The organism is Vagococcus silagei, assembly GCF_004795745.1.
In the GTDB taxonomy this organism is placed as follows: Bacteria; Bacillota; Bacilli; order Lactobacillales; family Vagococcaceae; genus Vagococcus; species Vagococcus silagei.
This window is the reverse complement of the sequence record NZ_SDGV01000040.1, coordinates 1-13895: the sequence shown is the minus strand read 5'-3', so window position 1 is coordinate 13895 and position 13895 is coordinate 1. Positions and strand designations below refer to the sequence as shown.

General features: G+C 35.7%; 17 protein-coding genes and 1 pseudogene. 3 read left to right on the top strand and 15 right to left on the bottom strand.

Annotated elements, in window-relative coordinates; genetic code table 11:
* Positions 1 to 484 (top strand): protein kinase family protein (locus ESZ54_RS12540; protein ID WP_204249562.1); only part of this gene is annotated, 484 nt, incomplete at its 5' end.
* Positions 485 to 655: 171 nt separating this feature from the next.
* Here the strand turns inward: ESZ54_RS12540 and ESZ54_RS12130 are convergent.
* From ESZ54_RS12130 to ESZ54_RS12075, 12 genes are all read right to left on the bottom strand, one after another.
* Entirely contained in the window at positions 656 to 1084 is a 429-nt protein-coding gene (locus tag ESZ54_RS12130; protein WP_136137913.1) for a DMT family transporter, read from the bottom strand.
* A 24-nt stretch (positions 1085 to 1108) separates the two neighbouring features.
* A complete protein-coding gene (locus ESZ54_RS12125) occupies positions 1109 to 1564 on the bottom strand; it encodes a DMT family transporter (protein WP_136137912.1) in 456 nt (151 codons plus the stop codon).
* Positions 1565 to 2124: 560 nt separating this feature from the next.
* Positions 2125 to 2832: an LrgB family protein gene (locus ESZ54_RS12120; RefSeq protein ID WP_136137911.1), complete on the bottom strand. Its 708-nt coding sequence runs from the start codon at positions 2830 to 2832 to the stop codon at positions 2125 to 2127.
* Positions 2825 to 3205, bottom strand: a complete 381-nt coding sequence (locus tag ESZ54_RS12115) for a CidA/LrgA family protein (RefSeq protein ID WP_136137910.1) — start codon at positions 3203 to 3205, stop codon at positions 2825 to 2827. The genes ESZ54_RS12120 and ESZ54_RS12115 overlap by 8 nt, the downstream gene beginning before the upstream one ends.
* Positions 3206 to 3392: 187 nt before the next feature.
* Positions 3393 to 4172: a sulfite exporter TauE/SafE family protein gene (locus tag ESZ54_RS12110; protein ID WP_136137909.1), complete on the bottom strand. Its 780-nt coding sequence runs from the start codon at positions 4170 to 4172 to the stop codon at positions 3393 to 3395.
* A 72-nt stretch (positions 4173 to 4244) separates the two neighbouring features.
* On the bottom strand, positions 4245 to 4670 hold the full coding sequence (locus ESZ54_RS12105; protein ID WP_239433814.1) for a PTS sugar transporter subunit IIA: 426 nt from the start codon (positions 4668 to 4670) through the stop codon (positions 4245 to 4247).
* 11 nt (positions 4671 to 4681) lie between these two features.
* Positions 4682 to 5683 (bottom strand): serine hydrolase domain-containing protein, encoded by a 1002-nt coding sequence (locus ESZ54_RS12100; protein WP_136137908.1) that lies wholly within the window; start codon positions 5681 to 5683, stop codon positions 4682 to 4684.
* Complete coding sequence (gene murQ, locus ESZ54_RS12095) at positions 5680 to 6579, bottom strand: N-acetylmuramic acid 6-phosphate etherase (protein WP_136137907.1); 900 nt, start codon at positions 6577 to 6579, stop codon at positions 5680 to 5682. The genes ESZ54_RS12100 and murQ overlap by 4 nt, the downstream gene beginning before the upstream one ends.
* 10 nt (positions 6580 to 6589) lie before the next feature.
* Positions 6590 to 7441 carry a MurR/RpiR family transcriptional regulator gene (locus tag ESZ54_RS12090; RefSeq protein WP_136137906.1) on the bottom strand — a complete coding sequence of 284 codons (852 nt, stop codon included), beginning with the start codon at positions 7439 to 7441 and terminating at the stop codon, positions 6590 to 6592.
* 22 nt (positions 7442 to 7463) lie between these two features.
* On the bottom strand, positions 7464 to 7940 hold the full coding sequence (locus tag ESZ54_RS12085; RefSeq protein WP_136137905.1) for a PTS sugar transporter subunit IIB: 477 nt from the start codon (positions 7938 to 7940) through the stop codon (positions 7464 to 7466).
* A 27-nt stretch (positions 7941 to 7967) separates the two neighbouring features.
* On the bottom strand, positions 7968 to 8792 hold the full coding sequence (locus tag ESZ54_RS12080; RefSeq protein ID WP_136137904.1) for a PTS system mannose/fructose/sorbose family transporter subunit IID: 825 nt from the start codon (positions 8790 to 8792) through the stop codon (positions 7968 to 7970).
* On the bottom strand, positions 8785 to 9591 hold the full coding sequence (locus tag ESZ54_RS12075) for a PTS mannose/fructose/sorbose/N-acetylgalactosamine transporter subunit IIC (RefSeq protein ID WP_136137903.1): 807 nt from the start codon (positions 9589 to 9591) through the stop codon (positions 8785 to 8787). Before ESZ54_RS12075 ends, ESZ54_RS12080 begins: the two co-directional genes overlap by 8 nt.
* 322 nt (positions 9592 to 9913) lie before the next feature.
* Here ESZ54_RS12075 and ESZ54_RS12070 point away from each other — a divergent pair, with 322 nt between their 5' ends.
* Positions 9914 to 10192, top strand: a complete 279-nt coding sequence (locus ESZ54_RS12070) for a hypothetical protein (protein WP_136137902.1) — start codon at positions 9914 to 9916, stop codon at positions 10190 to 10192.
* A 168-nt stretch (positions 10193 to 10360) separates the two neighbouring features.
* Here ESZ54_RS12070 and ESZ54_RS12065 read toward each other — a convergent pair whose 3' ends face one another.
* From ESZ54_RS12065 to ESZ54_RS12055, 3 genes and pseudogenes are all read right to left on the bottom strand, one after another.
* Entirely contained in the window at positions 10361 to 10837 is a 477-nt protein-coding gene (locus tag ESZ54_RS12065) for a VOC family protein (protein WP_136137901.1), read from the bottom strand.
* Between the two features lie 23 nt (positions 10838 to 10860).
* On the bottom strand, positions 10861 to 11700 hold the full coding sequence (locus ESZ54_RS12060; protein ID WP_136137900.1) for an aldo/keto reductase: 840 nt from the start codon (positions 11698 to 11700) through the stop codon (positions 10861 to 10863).
* Positions 11701 to 11837: 137 nt separating this feature from the next.
* Positions 11838 to 12804: pseudogene (locus ESZ54_RS12055) on the bottom strand (Gfo/Idh/MocA family protein).
* A gap of 147 nt (positions 12805 to 12951) precedes the next feature.
* Between ESZ54_RS12055 and ESZ54_RS12050 the strand changes: the two are divergent.
* Positions 12952 to 13317: a winged helix-turn-helix transcriptional regulator gene (locus tag ESZ54_RS12050; protein WP_136137899.1), complete on the top strand. Its 366-nt coding sequence runs from the start codon at positions 12952 to 12954 to the stop codon at positions 13315 to 13317.
* Positions 13318 to 13895 lie beyond the last annotated feature (578 nt).

The following is a 13895-nucleotide window of genomic DNA, read 5'->3' as shown; positions in this document are numbered from 1 at the left end:
AGGCGAATATGATGCATTTGATTTTGAGTCAAACGAAATTGAGTCAGATTTTAGTACCGTCAAAGAACGATTATTAGCAACACAATCAATGATTGATACTCCCTATTTCGGCTCGTTACTTAAACAGACTTTGCTAGCGCAAACAGACTTGAAGGCTCTATCCTTGCCAAAAATAGCAACACCGTATGACTATAAAGCTGATAACTTAGTCTATCTAAACTCAACGACACCCTATCTCATTGATCCTGACAATGCTCTCTTTCTACCAAGAATTTTTGATGTAGCTCTGGCATTACTTCTCTTCCATAACGTATTAGATACTGCACCCAATCACGTTTGGACTCCTCATGAATGGCAATTATTTTTAGAAGGATATACGCAATCTGTTACTTTAATACCACAGGAAAAGTCGACTTGGATAAAAGCCGTGCAACATATCTTTATGGATGAAGTGCTTTGGTTACTGTCAGGCTTGGCAAAATAATCATCAACGTGCTTTATACGATTCAATATTTGACACTATGCAACACCATAATCACTATCCAATATAGAATTTAAAAAGGATTTGAACTGCTTAACAACAGTTCGAATCCTTTTCTTATATAGATAAAAGCCTTTTTAAAGAGTGATTATATCCTTAATTACCGCAAAAAATTTATATAAAAAATAATGCAAGCACGATAACACTTAAGGCAACGATTTGATTACGAGCAATTTTTCGTTTGGTAATCCCAAACAAACCTAAGGAATCAATTGAAACTGCCATCATTAATTGACCAAAAATAAATAAGGTTGTGGTTAAAACTGAACCCAATTCTTTAATGACAATGATATTTCCACCCACTATTAAGATGCCAAACAAACCACCAATATACAACCACCAAGGTAAACGTTGTCCATTCTGGTCCAGCGTTGGAATTTTAATGGTTTTAGTTGTGCTGAGTAAGATTAACGCAAGTAAAATAGCACCGACAAAGAACGAAATAAATGTTGAAAGTAAAATTGAATTAACTTCAACTCGTAATTGGCCATTAAATGCACTTTGAAGTGGCGGGAAAACACCTGCAACTATACCGACAAACATCCATTTAAAAGCTTTTTTATCATATTATTGGTTAACATGGTTGGGAACTTGTTGAAACAACCAAAGCGCACCTAACATTAACAAAATACCTAAAATACGTTTAACCGAGATTGGTTGTACCAGCATATTCAATAAACCAAAATTATCAATCAAGAGTCCCATAATCAGTTGACCTGTTATGGTAATAATGGTCGTAATGGTTGCACCAATTTTACCAAATAATGTGATACTTGCGACGTTAAAAATCACGCCTGCAATTGGTCCTGCAACCAATAAATAAGGTTGATTCAAATGAAGCAGGTTGCCAAAACTATGACGATCGAACAACAAAAGTAATACGATTAAGACCATACTTCCCACTGAAAAAGCTGTAAATGATGCAACAATTGGATTTCTCGCAATACCTCCTAACCTTGAATTAATTGACGCTTGAATTGGAAAAAACAATCCTGCTAAAACTCCTAATATGACAAATAACATGAAACTCAATTTCCTCACCCTTTCAAAACTATTAAAGATTCATTATATCCTTAATTAAGGTATAATGAAATTATCTTATCTTTAATTGCTGAATCAGTAAACTCTAAAGTTTTGAAATCTATTGAAAAAAATGGTTTTAAACAAAAAAAGACCTAGCAGTATGTTTTTTACTCATCTCACTCGTGGATAAAGAACTTCGACTGCTTCACCACGTTACGTTAACATCTGCTAGGCGCTATTCAATTCGTAAGGAATAATTCAAACCCCCACACCTTTCTGCTTTCTTCTTTTCTTGTCAAACCTTAAATTCTTTTACACATATTTTGTTAATATACGTCACATAATTAGTCATACTTGGTACCCGATTATACTAAAAATATCTTTTTACTAAACTAACTATTTGTGGGAATCTATGGTTCCTTACAATCAAAGTATAAGCGACCTTCAAATTTAAGTAAAGCGTTTACATTTTCGCTTAAGACTTTCTTAATAATCAAAAAAAAAGCCAAAAAGAACCTCGGATTATCGGCCTTTTCAACTCTATTATTGATATATTTAAACTAAATAATAAATTCGGCAAATTTGACTGCTATCGGTGCTAATGCCACAATCATAACACCCGTCACAACAATTGCTAATCCAGACATTGCACCTTGAACTTCACCCATCTCAATCGCGCGAGACGTGCCAATCGCATGCGCTGAGCTTCCCAAAGCGATTCCCTGTGCCACTGGATCAACGACTCCAAAAGTCTTCAAAACAGCTGGACCAATCACAGCACCGATCACGCCGGTAATAATCACAATCCCTACTGTTAACGATACAATACCACCAAGTGAATCTGAAACACCCACTGCGATTGCAGTTGTAATTGATTTAGGAATCAAAGTAATCACCATTTTTTTATCAAAATGGAAGACCACAGCAAATAAATAAATTAAGATGGTATGAAACAATACACCTAAAAAGATACCACTTAAAATAGCTGGAAAATAGCGACGTAAGTAATCAAAGTTCTTCTCTAACGAAATCGCTAAGGACACTGTTGCCGGTGTAATAAACAAACTAAAATATTTGCCACCCGATTGATACGTTTCTAATGGAATATTAAATATTAATAAAATGGCAATAATGACAATCATTGTAAAAGCCAATGGTGTAAACAACGGATTTGAAGGCCATTTCTCTTTTAACTTACTGGCTAATAAATAAAAGCCTAGCGTCAATGTTATCCAGAGCAATGGATTTTTTAAAAGATCATTAAACATGAGATTTGAATTCCTTTTTTAAGAAGATTTTTTTATCAAATTTACGTTTGATGCGTTGCACAACTCTACCCACAAAAATCATCATCAGAGCTGTCGTGATAAACATCAAAATTAAGAGTTGCCACCACGTCCCTTTTAGCATCTCAAAATTCGCCATCAAACCTACACCTGGTGGTACAAAAAAGAGACCCATGTTAGCAACCAACCAGTTACCCGTTTCTTCAATCTGGCTCAATTTAACCCATTTAAAATGCAAAGCTAGAAATAGCAAGACCATTCCAATCACACTTCCAGGAATTGGCACCAGTTTTGAGAGCATCTCTCCTAAAAAAGAGAATAAAAAAATGACAAAAAACTGTTTAATAATTTTCAAAAACAAGACTTCCTTTCCTTTTTTCACAACATCCACAGTTATTAATATAGCACAAGATCTTTTATTTTTTTATGCTCTAACGAAAAAAAATTGATTTTTATTGAAAAATTTCAGAAAATACAACTATTTTCGCTTCAAATAAAAAAGACCAAGTCTATTCTTGATCTTTCTCCTGTTGCTAAACCACCTATATAATTTGGATAAGATTAAAAAGATTAATCCCCATCACTAAAAGCACGACACCAATAAAAATTTTCGCCACCATTTTATCTGAGAATTTTCCACTGAGTAAACCACCCACATAACCACCAATTAAGGCTGCAGGAATGATTACCAACAATAATTTCAAATCAAAAATTTCAAAATGAGTGGTCACATAAACACCGACTATTTTTGCCAATTGCGAGAAGAATATCGTGATAATCGAGTAGACCGTCGCATCTTTAATCGGCAAACCAAAACAAAAGACTAACAACGTCACATTAATCGGGCCACCGCCAATACCCAGCAAGGTTGAGAATCCACCTAGAAAAAGCCCAACAATAAAGAAGGCGACCAGATTTTTTAAATATAGTTTTTTATCCAGCCAAAGTTGGTAAATCAAAACTAATACCAATGAGATCACGGTTAAAATAATTTGAATCAATTGTACTTTGCCTTCATCTTGGAATAATTCCACTAAATAAAAGAATAATTTATTTCCCAGAACACCACCGACCATGGAACCCACCGATACTGTAATCGCCTTAGGCCAATCAATTTTTATTTTATTTTTAATTTGCTTATACGTTGACGAAATCGACATCGTAAAAACGGCTACACTCGAATAAAACGTAATTTCTGTTAATGAATGGTAACCAATTAAGTCAAACAGTGGCTTGATAATAACGCCACCACCCATGCCCGAAATAGCACCAATACTATTGGCTAAAATAATAATTAAAAAATAAATAATTGCAATTCCCATAATTTACTCCTAACTAAAAACGACTTAAACAAGTCTATGATACCATGTATCGACGCTGTTTAAGTCGTTTTATTAATCTTCGTACTCTTCGTCATCCTCAACAGATAGCAATTCGACAGCATCAATTGCGTCTTTACCGACAGGAACTAAGTAGTCAACCAAAGCATCCACCGAATCAAGTGGTGACATCACCGCTTCGATAGCCAATGCTAAGTTTAAACCTGTTATAACACGAAGTTTAGGATAGTCTTGCATTTTCATCATCGCAACATTACAAGGTGTCCCACCTTTTAAGTCTGCAATTACTAATACTTCTTGCTCGTGACCAATTTCTGCCAAACAAGCTGTCAATTTTTCATTTGTTCCTGATAATCCATCCTCAGCTGTCATTGAAACGACATACGTTTGATGCGTCTCACCGACAATCATCTCTGCTGATTTTAGTGTTTCTTGTGCTAAATAACCATGACTCATAAAAATAATCGCACGATTTTGCATATTTACATCCTCTAACTTTCTAAAAAATATCGTTGATAAGCCTCGATTCTACTCTTGAGAAATGCTGGATTATCCCGCGTTGGATGAATCCGATTCGTCAGTAAAATAAGCCCGCTTTGTTGCTCAAGATCAATCCCGATTGACGTCCCAGTAAAACCGGTATGATAGAGTACTTTCTGCGCGTCATCCAACCACTCCCAACCAAGCGTTCGCTTAAACTGATTGGTTGTTTGAATTTTTTGGAAGAGTGATGGACTAAATAATTGCGTCCCATCTGGCAAACGATTCGTCATCACAGCTTGCGTGAATAACGCCACATCATTCAGTGTAGCAAATAACCCTGCACTACCTACTGGCCGCACCAGCTGACGCGCTTTGCCGTCATGAACGACACCCACAATCAAACCAAGATCTTCTTTGACTTCTGTTGGCACAGCTTGCTCTACCGAAGATACGCCGAAACCGAGCTGCTTAACATTCAGTTTTGAGAAAATATGTTCTTCAAAACTCACATCCAATGTACAGTTATCCAATGATTCAATCACCAACCCTAAGATTAAGTAACCAATATCAGAATACGTCATCGTCTTTGGCACCGCATCTAACACTACATTTGCCAGGTAAGTCTCCACTCTTACCCAATCAAAATTTTCTTTGTTCTCAAAATCAGCCGCTAATTCCGCTGTGTGTGTAAGTAGTTGTTCAATCGTACAATTTAAGTTTGAATATTCAGATAATATTTCTGAAATTGATGTGTTAAGGCTAATCTTTTTTTCATCAATTAATTGTAAAATCCGTGTTGTCGTTCCAATCACTTTTGTTAAAGACGCTAGATCATAAATCGCATCTTGCGTCATTTCTTTTGCACGGTACTCCCCGATAGTCCCATAATAACCAGCAAAATGATTCTCAATTGTGTCCGGTGTGACAAAACTCCAAGAAGCTCCTGGAATTGTTTCTGTTGCAATTAAAGCTTGGATTGTTTGATTAAACTGCTCTTTTTTATTCATCATTTTAAGGCTTCTAAAACATCTGAGATGCGTCCATTATGTTGCGACAATAATTTTTCTGCTTCCACTTGACCAAGTCCTGATTCAATCATGACAATTGCAACCGCAACGTCTTGTTTAGCCTCATTCAAGAAAGTTTCTGCCTTTTCGTGTGCAATTCCTGTCGCATCATGAATAATATTAATCGAACGTTGCACCAATTTCTTATTCGTCGGTTGCACATTCACCATCAAGTTTTGATAGATTTTACCCGATTTAATCATGACTCCTGTTGAAATCATATTCAGCACCATTTTTTGAGCTGAACCAGCTTTCATCCGTGTTGAACCCGTAATGACTTCCGGACCCACGACAGGTGCAATGCCAACTTCAGCAATTTTATTCATCTCGCTTGCTTCGTTACATGTCACCGACACAGTCAACGCACCTTGCGCTTTGGCATAGGTTAATGCAGAAATTGTATAAGGCGTACGACCACTGGCCGCAATCCCAATCACCACATCTTTGGCAGTTAATTGAACCACTTTTAAGTCATTTACTGCTAACTCCTCTGAGTCCTCAGCACCTTCCACCGCTTCAAACATTGCCTCTTTTCCACCTGCCATAATCCCGAAAGCACGTTCCGAACTAACACTATATGTTGGTGTTAACTCAATCGCATCTAAAGCACCCAGTCGACCTGATGTCCCGGCACCAATGTAAATAATCCGACCACCCGCTTGAAAACGTTCCGCCACAGCATCAATCGCTTTAGCAATTTGTGGGAGTTCCGCTTCAACGGCATGCGCTACTTTTTTATCTTCAGCGTTCATCAGTTGTACCATCTCAATTGTTGAAACTTTATCGATGTTGACACTCTCTTTATTACGATTTTCAGTCGCTAATTTTTCAAGATCCATATTTACACCACTATTCTTTTTTTAATTGATTCACCAAATCATTTGTTTCAATCATCCGTTGCGGAATTTTGGTATCCATTTCAGCTTGAATTGAACCTAAAAATAAGATATCCCCAATTGCCATTGAAGAAGCAATCGATGAGATGGCGCCAATTCGGACCACATGCTCATTATCCGGCACTAAAATCAATGTATCCGCAAGATTTTGAATCTCTTCACTATTATTCTTGGTGATAAAAATAATGTGACAATTATTTTCTTTCGCTTTCTGACAAGGAAGTAAGACTTCTCGTGTTTGACCACTATACGAAATCGCAATCACGACATCCTTCTCCGTCGCGTAATTGATAAACTCTAAATTCATATGGGCATCAAAACAGAAGGCAGTTTTTTTCCCCGCACGATTTAATTTATGATACAAATTATAAGCCGTTAGTGACGAAGCACCAATTCCAAGTAAATAGACTGTTTCAGCTTGTCTAATTTTTTCAATTGCCACTTCGATTTCATCTTCGACTAACAAATTCTTCATATCATTTAACGTTGAACTAATTAACGCTTCCACTTTTTCAGCTAATTCTCCAACTGTATCATCCGCTGAGACAATGGGATCAATCATTTTTTTATTTTGCGAAGAACCTTGTTCAATCGCAAGACTTAGTTTAAATTCTTCTAAACCAGAAAAACCCAAAATTTTCGTAAAGCGGACAATTGAAGCCGCAGAAGTATCACTCTGAATCGCAATTTCTGACGCTGTTTCTGACAAAATCAGTTTAGGGTCACGCAAAATCACATCCGCAATTTTCCTATTTGTTTTCGAAAAATCCTTATATGATTGACGTATTCTTTCTAATGCTTCCATGTGATACTTCCTCAACTTTCAATTATTTGATAAACGATACAATCGAATCATTCGGTTCAGATGGAATCATTTGAGCCGTAATCTCGACACCTTTTTCAATTGTTTTTTCAATCAATTGAATGTCTTCCTCAGTTAAACTCACTGATTTCTTAATTGCTTTACTGCCAGGTTTCAACGAAATATTCCCAACATTAAAGTGTTTAAGTGGTACGCCGTTTTCAATTAACTCTACCATATCGGGAATGTCTTTTGTGATTAAAAAGACTTTTTCGTCATCATAATTACCCGCAAGAATTTTTTCGACTGCGCGTTTTTTTGATAAAATTGATAATTTAACTCCCGCAGGTTTCGCCATTTTTAAAGCACCAATTTGTAATTGATCTTTGACCGCTAAATCATTCACAACCATAATGCGTTGCGCACCTAATGTATTTGTCCAAACAGTCGCCACTTGGCCATGGATTAATCGTTCGTCGACACGTGCATGTGTAATTGCCATGTTTTGTCACCCTCATTTCTCAATATTTTAGAATAAACCACCGATCCAACCGAAAATACCTTGCATATTACCTAAGAACATTCCTAATGCAATGAGCACAAAGATTAAACGTGTTGAATTCATTTTCTTTTTACCTAATAACCAATAAGATAAGAACACAATGCCTAATGGAACTAAGCCCGGTAAAATCTTGTCTAACATCTCTTGAACTGATAATGTGACCTCACCCATCTTATAAGTTAATTCTAATTTATAAGTAATCACTGATGGAATCAAACCGCCCACAACTGTTAGCCCTAAAATAGAGGCAGCTTCCGTAAAGAGCTTCATACGATCCGCAAATTCATTGGCAATTTTCTTACCTTGCGCATAACCAATTTGCGTAAATTTGTAACGCACCCAGATGACTGCAAGTCCTGCAAGTACTGGAATCAATAATCCTAACACTTGACCACTTTGTGCCATATAAGCTGCAATTGAGAACACAATCGCACGATAAATCGCGATAAATAGAGTATCACCGACACCTGCGAATGGTCCCATTAAACCAGTTTTCAAACCAGTAATCGCTGCATCATCTTCAATGCCAAACTCTTCTTCTAATCCTAAGTTCGCACCCACAATTAAATGTGACATCGCTGGTGTTGTATTGAAGAAACCGAGATGTGTTTGGAGAGCTTTCGCCATTTTTTCAGGATCATCACCATAGAAACGTTTCAAAGCAGGCATCATCACGTAAGCATAACCTAAACCTTGCATTTTCTCATAGTTCCAGCCCCATTGAAGACCGAATAAGTTACGGACATAAACTTTATTAATATCTTGTTTCGTTAATTTATTTGAATTACTCATCAATCTCTACCTCCTCGTCATCTTCGTAAGTCACTGTTCCATTTTCACTTGCGACAGCTTTGTTATTGCTTTGGTTTTTAACATACATTCCAGCAAGTGCAACACCCACAAGAGCGACACCTAAAACTGAGAAGAATTCAGAACCAAATGCTAATAACACAAAACCGATGATAAAGTAAGGCCAGTATTTTTTAATTGGTAAGTAACGCATTAAGATGGCAATCCCCATTGCTGGTAAGATTGCGCCCGCAGCTTTCAAACCGCTCATGACCCAAACTGGAATCCAGTCGTTGATTAATTTAACCACTTGCTCACCAAATGCCAATCCGATAAAAACTGGAATCACACGCGATAACGTCCACGGTAAAATCCCAAGCACATTACAACGCTCGACCCCTTTAAAGTTACCCTCAGCTGCGTATGTATCGGCTTTATGTTGGAAGAACGTATTTGTCATACGACCTAAAATATCTAATTGTGTTAACAGTAAACCAATTGGCACCGCAACCCCAATGCCGTATTCAGCACCGTTGCCAGAAAGAATTGCATAAGCAGTACCCATAATTGCTCCAGATAAGAAATCCGGTACAGTTGCACCACCATAAGTCGCGACACCCAAAGTCATTAATTGAAGTGTTGCCCCAATTGTCAACCCTGTTTTTAAATCTCCCATTACTAATCCAGTAACAGTTGCAGCAAATAATGGTGTATATGGACCAATTTGAATCGAAATTTGATCAAGTACACCTACCACAGTATACAAACACAAAATAATAATAATACCAAACGATATTGTCATAGTTACCTCTCCTTTTGTTAGCGTTTTCTAAACCTGACTAAAGTATAGCACTTAAGAAATATCATTTCAATATATTAAACTTAGTCATCTTTCGTGAAATATTGTTTCAACTGGTAGTAACCATTTTGAATAGTCGTTGTGGAGGGATTCTCGTATAATTTATAAAAAAATAATTTTGAAAAGTCAAAAAATTAATTAGGTTTTACTTACCTTAAAAATAAAATAAATTCAATCCGATTAGATTGAATTAGTCAGTCATTTATTGATATACTTTAATCAATTCAACACTAAAATTAATCGCTAAGAAAGGAAGAAAATCACTATGATTAAACACGATTTAATGTACGGTTGGAAACTTATCGCACCCGAACAACTTTCTGTTTTGACTAACGCCGAAGGATTAGTCGCAATCGTTTCAAACAACTCTTCTTTTGGAGACATTCAATCGTTAATCCTCACCCTATCAGATACTGATGTAACATGTGGTACGACGCCTCACTACATTTATTCTGTAAGCGTCGCACTTGATAAAACGATTACCATTCAAACGTCACCATTCTTTGAACAACAGTTGGAAGAGATGGAAAAATTAGAAAACTAAATGATTAAGACTAATATTAGCTTTAATCATTTAGTTTTAAAAGAGCTGTAACAGTTATTATCACATGTCTTACTAATTAAATTCAAATTAGCAATTTCATAAAAATCGGCTGTAATATTGAAAGAAAGTCAAACCCATACTGGTTTGACTTTCTTTCAATAATAAATTCTATCCTCTTGTAAAGGGTCCTTTGGGCGCAATCAATTCAAGGTTTGTACCATCTGGATCAGTAAAATACACAACACCTGTACCAAATCCAGACTTCAAGCCATCTTCTTCACTGAAGAAAATTGGTTCACCATCTGGTTCAACACCAATTTCATGTAAACGAGCAACTGCTGCTTCAATATCTTCAACTTCAAAGCATAGGTGCATCGCACTAATTTGTTCATTTGAATAACTAGCTTTATTTGATTTTGGCTCAACATATTCAAGAATATCAATATTTACATTTCCAAGATGCAAGTTAGCGTATTTAATTAACGTATCATCTAATCCCTGTGTTTGTGCCATTCTTTTTCCACCAATTTGATCTTTATTGGCAATTTTTTCACCAGTCAACGCTTCATAAAACACCATTGATTTATCCAAATTACTCACTGTAATTCCGATATGATTAACAATTGAAAATCCTTTATTACTCATTATTATTTCCTCCTATATTCTAATTAAAAATTAAATTCATCTGGATTAGGGCCCACACGCAACGACTCATTTAATGCGGTAATTCGAGCCATATCTGCTTCATCAAGTTCAAAATCGAAAACATCTGCATTACTTTTCATTCTGTTCGCATGAACTGATTTAACAACCAATAAAATTTCTTGTTGTAAATCCCAACGTAAAATAATTTGAGCAGTTGATTTATTATATTTTGTTGCTATTTCTTCTATAACTGGATGTTTTAATAGCTGTCCTTGCATCAATGGTGACCACGCTTGAATCTTAATGCCATGCTGTGCGGCAAAATTTCTGATTGACTCTTGTGATAACTTTGGATGCAACTCAATTTGATTGATGACTGGCACTACTTTTGCATAGGACAATAGCTCTTTCAAATGATGAACCTCAAAATTACTCACACCAATCGCTTTGATTTTACCTTCAAAGTACAATGCTTCAAGTGCTTCCCAAGATGCTTTAATACCATCTTTTCCAGGCCAATGGATTAAAAATAAATCTAAATAATCTGTTTGAAGTTTTTTTAAACTTTCATTAAACGATGCTATCGTTTCATCATACGTCAAATGATCGTTCCATACTTTAGACGTAATAAATAAATCCTCACGTTTTAATCCTGTCGCTACAAGTCCATCCTGAATACCTTGACCTGTTCCCTCTTCATTCCCATAAATTTGCGCGGTATCAATCAATCGATAACCATTAATAATTCCGTTCTTGACAACTTCTGCTGTTTCATCGTTAGGTATTTGAAAAACACCTAAACCCAATCCTGGGATTTCTGTTTTATTGTTTAATAAAATTGTATCTGATAATGACTGTATCATCTGATTTGTCCTCCTTATTATCTGAATGAAACGAGTATAGCCCTCAATAAACCATTTGACTAGTACGTACTTTTTTGTAATATACATACTTTTTAGTAATCTTTGTATGACACAAACCTTTCAATAAATAAATTATTTTATCCAAAATGAAGTTGCACACTTTTCAAAGCTTCATCCACAACTTCCATCACCACTCGACTACGACCAAACGTTCTTTAGCCTTCACCAAATCATGTGTTGCAACGATTGTGTTAAACGCTACAAATTCTTCAAACATCCGATGCGAATTGACAGTCACATTAATCTCGCTGATATCCTGATTTTTCAACTGTTTAACGATATTAGTTGCACCATTCACGACAACTGCACCGTTTGTACCTTGAACGGTTGAGCGGATATCTGACGTTGAATCCTTTGCTCCGATACACACTATTTTTTTGTTAGGATAATCTAAAATTAAAATTCCAGAGGTATTAATCCCATTCTCGATATTCGGTGAGTAAGAGACAGCCGTTGGGGGGCCAAACAAACTCACTACAAAATGGATATTATAATATATATTAATATCCATTAACGCGCCACCACCCATTTTGGGATTAAATGTGGGCAAAATATCGCCCACTTTAAAAGCATCATAATGAGAAGAGTACTGTGAGTAATTACATTCAACCAACTTAATCTTACCAAGGTCAGATAAGCTATCTTTGATTGCCAAATAATTAGATTGGTATTGATTCGTAATAGCTTCTAATAAAATTAAATCTACGACAACGCTATTTCTTGAAGAAGCAAAAATTGTTCCAAATTTAACGTAAAAGGTTTCTCACAAATCACATTGAAACCACTCAGCAATGCTTGTTTCGCAAATTCAAAATGAAGATAATTTGGTAATGCAATATAGACAGTATCCATCTCTGCTTGCGATAAAAATTGATCACAATCAGTAAAGACTTGCTTCATACGATAATTTTTTTGAATCTATTTTAACTTATCCAAACTCGTTTCGGTCCCCATAATCGCCACTAACTCAATAGTTTGGATTTCCGGTATAATTTCTAAAAAATCAGCAACAATTTTTCCTGAACCCACAATACCTAGTTTCATTTCTTTCACACTTTCTATGCTAATTTTTTCTTGCATATCAATGAAATGAGTATATAATGAACATATCAATTTGCATAGTACGTACTTTATTGTGATATAGATATCAAAAAGTAATTTTTTTACTATTAAAGAAAAGGAGCCCATAACATGACAAAAAAAATTTATAATATCGGCGTAGAAGCGACCATGGAAGTCATCGGTGGCAAATGGAAACCCATTATTCTTTGTAATCTTCGGCACGGCGCACTCAGAACCAGTGAACTCAAGCGAAACATCCCCGGGATTAGTCAAAAAATGCTTACCCAGCAACTTAGAGAACTTGAGCACGCCAATATCATTGACCGTAAAGTTTACAACCAAGTCCCACCTAAAGTTGAATATTCACTCAGTATGTATGGCGAAACACTCGGCAGTATTTTAGATAGTCTTTGTCAATGGGGCGAATTACATGTCGAAACATTAAGAAATAACGGGGAAGAAATCGAAATAAAAGCAAGCGACCATGAGTTGTAATATGATTGTTCTTTGAAGTGCTTCCTTCAACTAACTCTACAGGCTCTTTTAATCCTGATTTAAATCCGATACTAATACTCGTTCCAATTCCTTCTCTAAGTTCTAATATTTTTTCTGAGCTTTTTTCATATTCTCTTCTTGCTTTCAACAGAACTAATTCATTTATTTTATATTCGTACCTGTCATTCCATTGAGATATTTGCTCTAGGTCATACTAATATCAGTAATTTGGATTTGCACCCGGGTAATTCACAGTATCTTCGTGCCCATCCACTAATCTCTCCATTTGTAAATTTTTTTGGAGAAAAAGCTTGATTTCGATAACGAACCTATAAAAACAACTCAAAATTACTAGGCTCCGAATGCAATAATCTTTTTATCAATACTTTAAATGTATCGCACATTTTTTTATGGGAAATTAAATGATATCCATCAACATTATTATCATTAACAAATATTTCAAATTTAGGAATAGTAGTTTTCTTTAACCACTTATATTCAAAAAACAATCTCTAAAAATCTGGAATATCCATTAAATCTCATTTTTTATATTCTTCACTAGGCAAATTTTATAATCA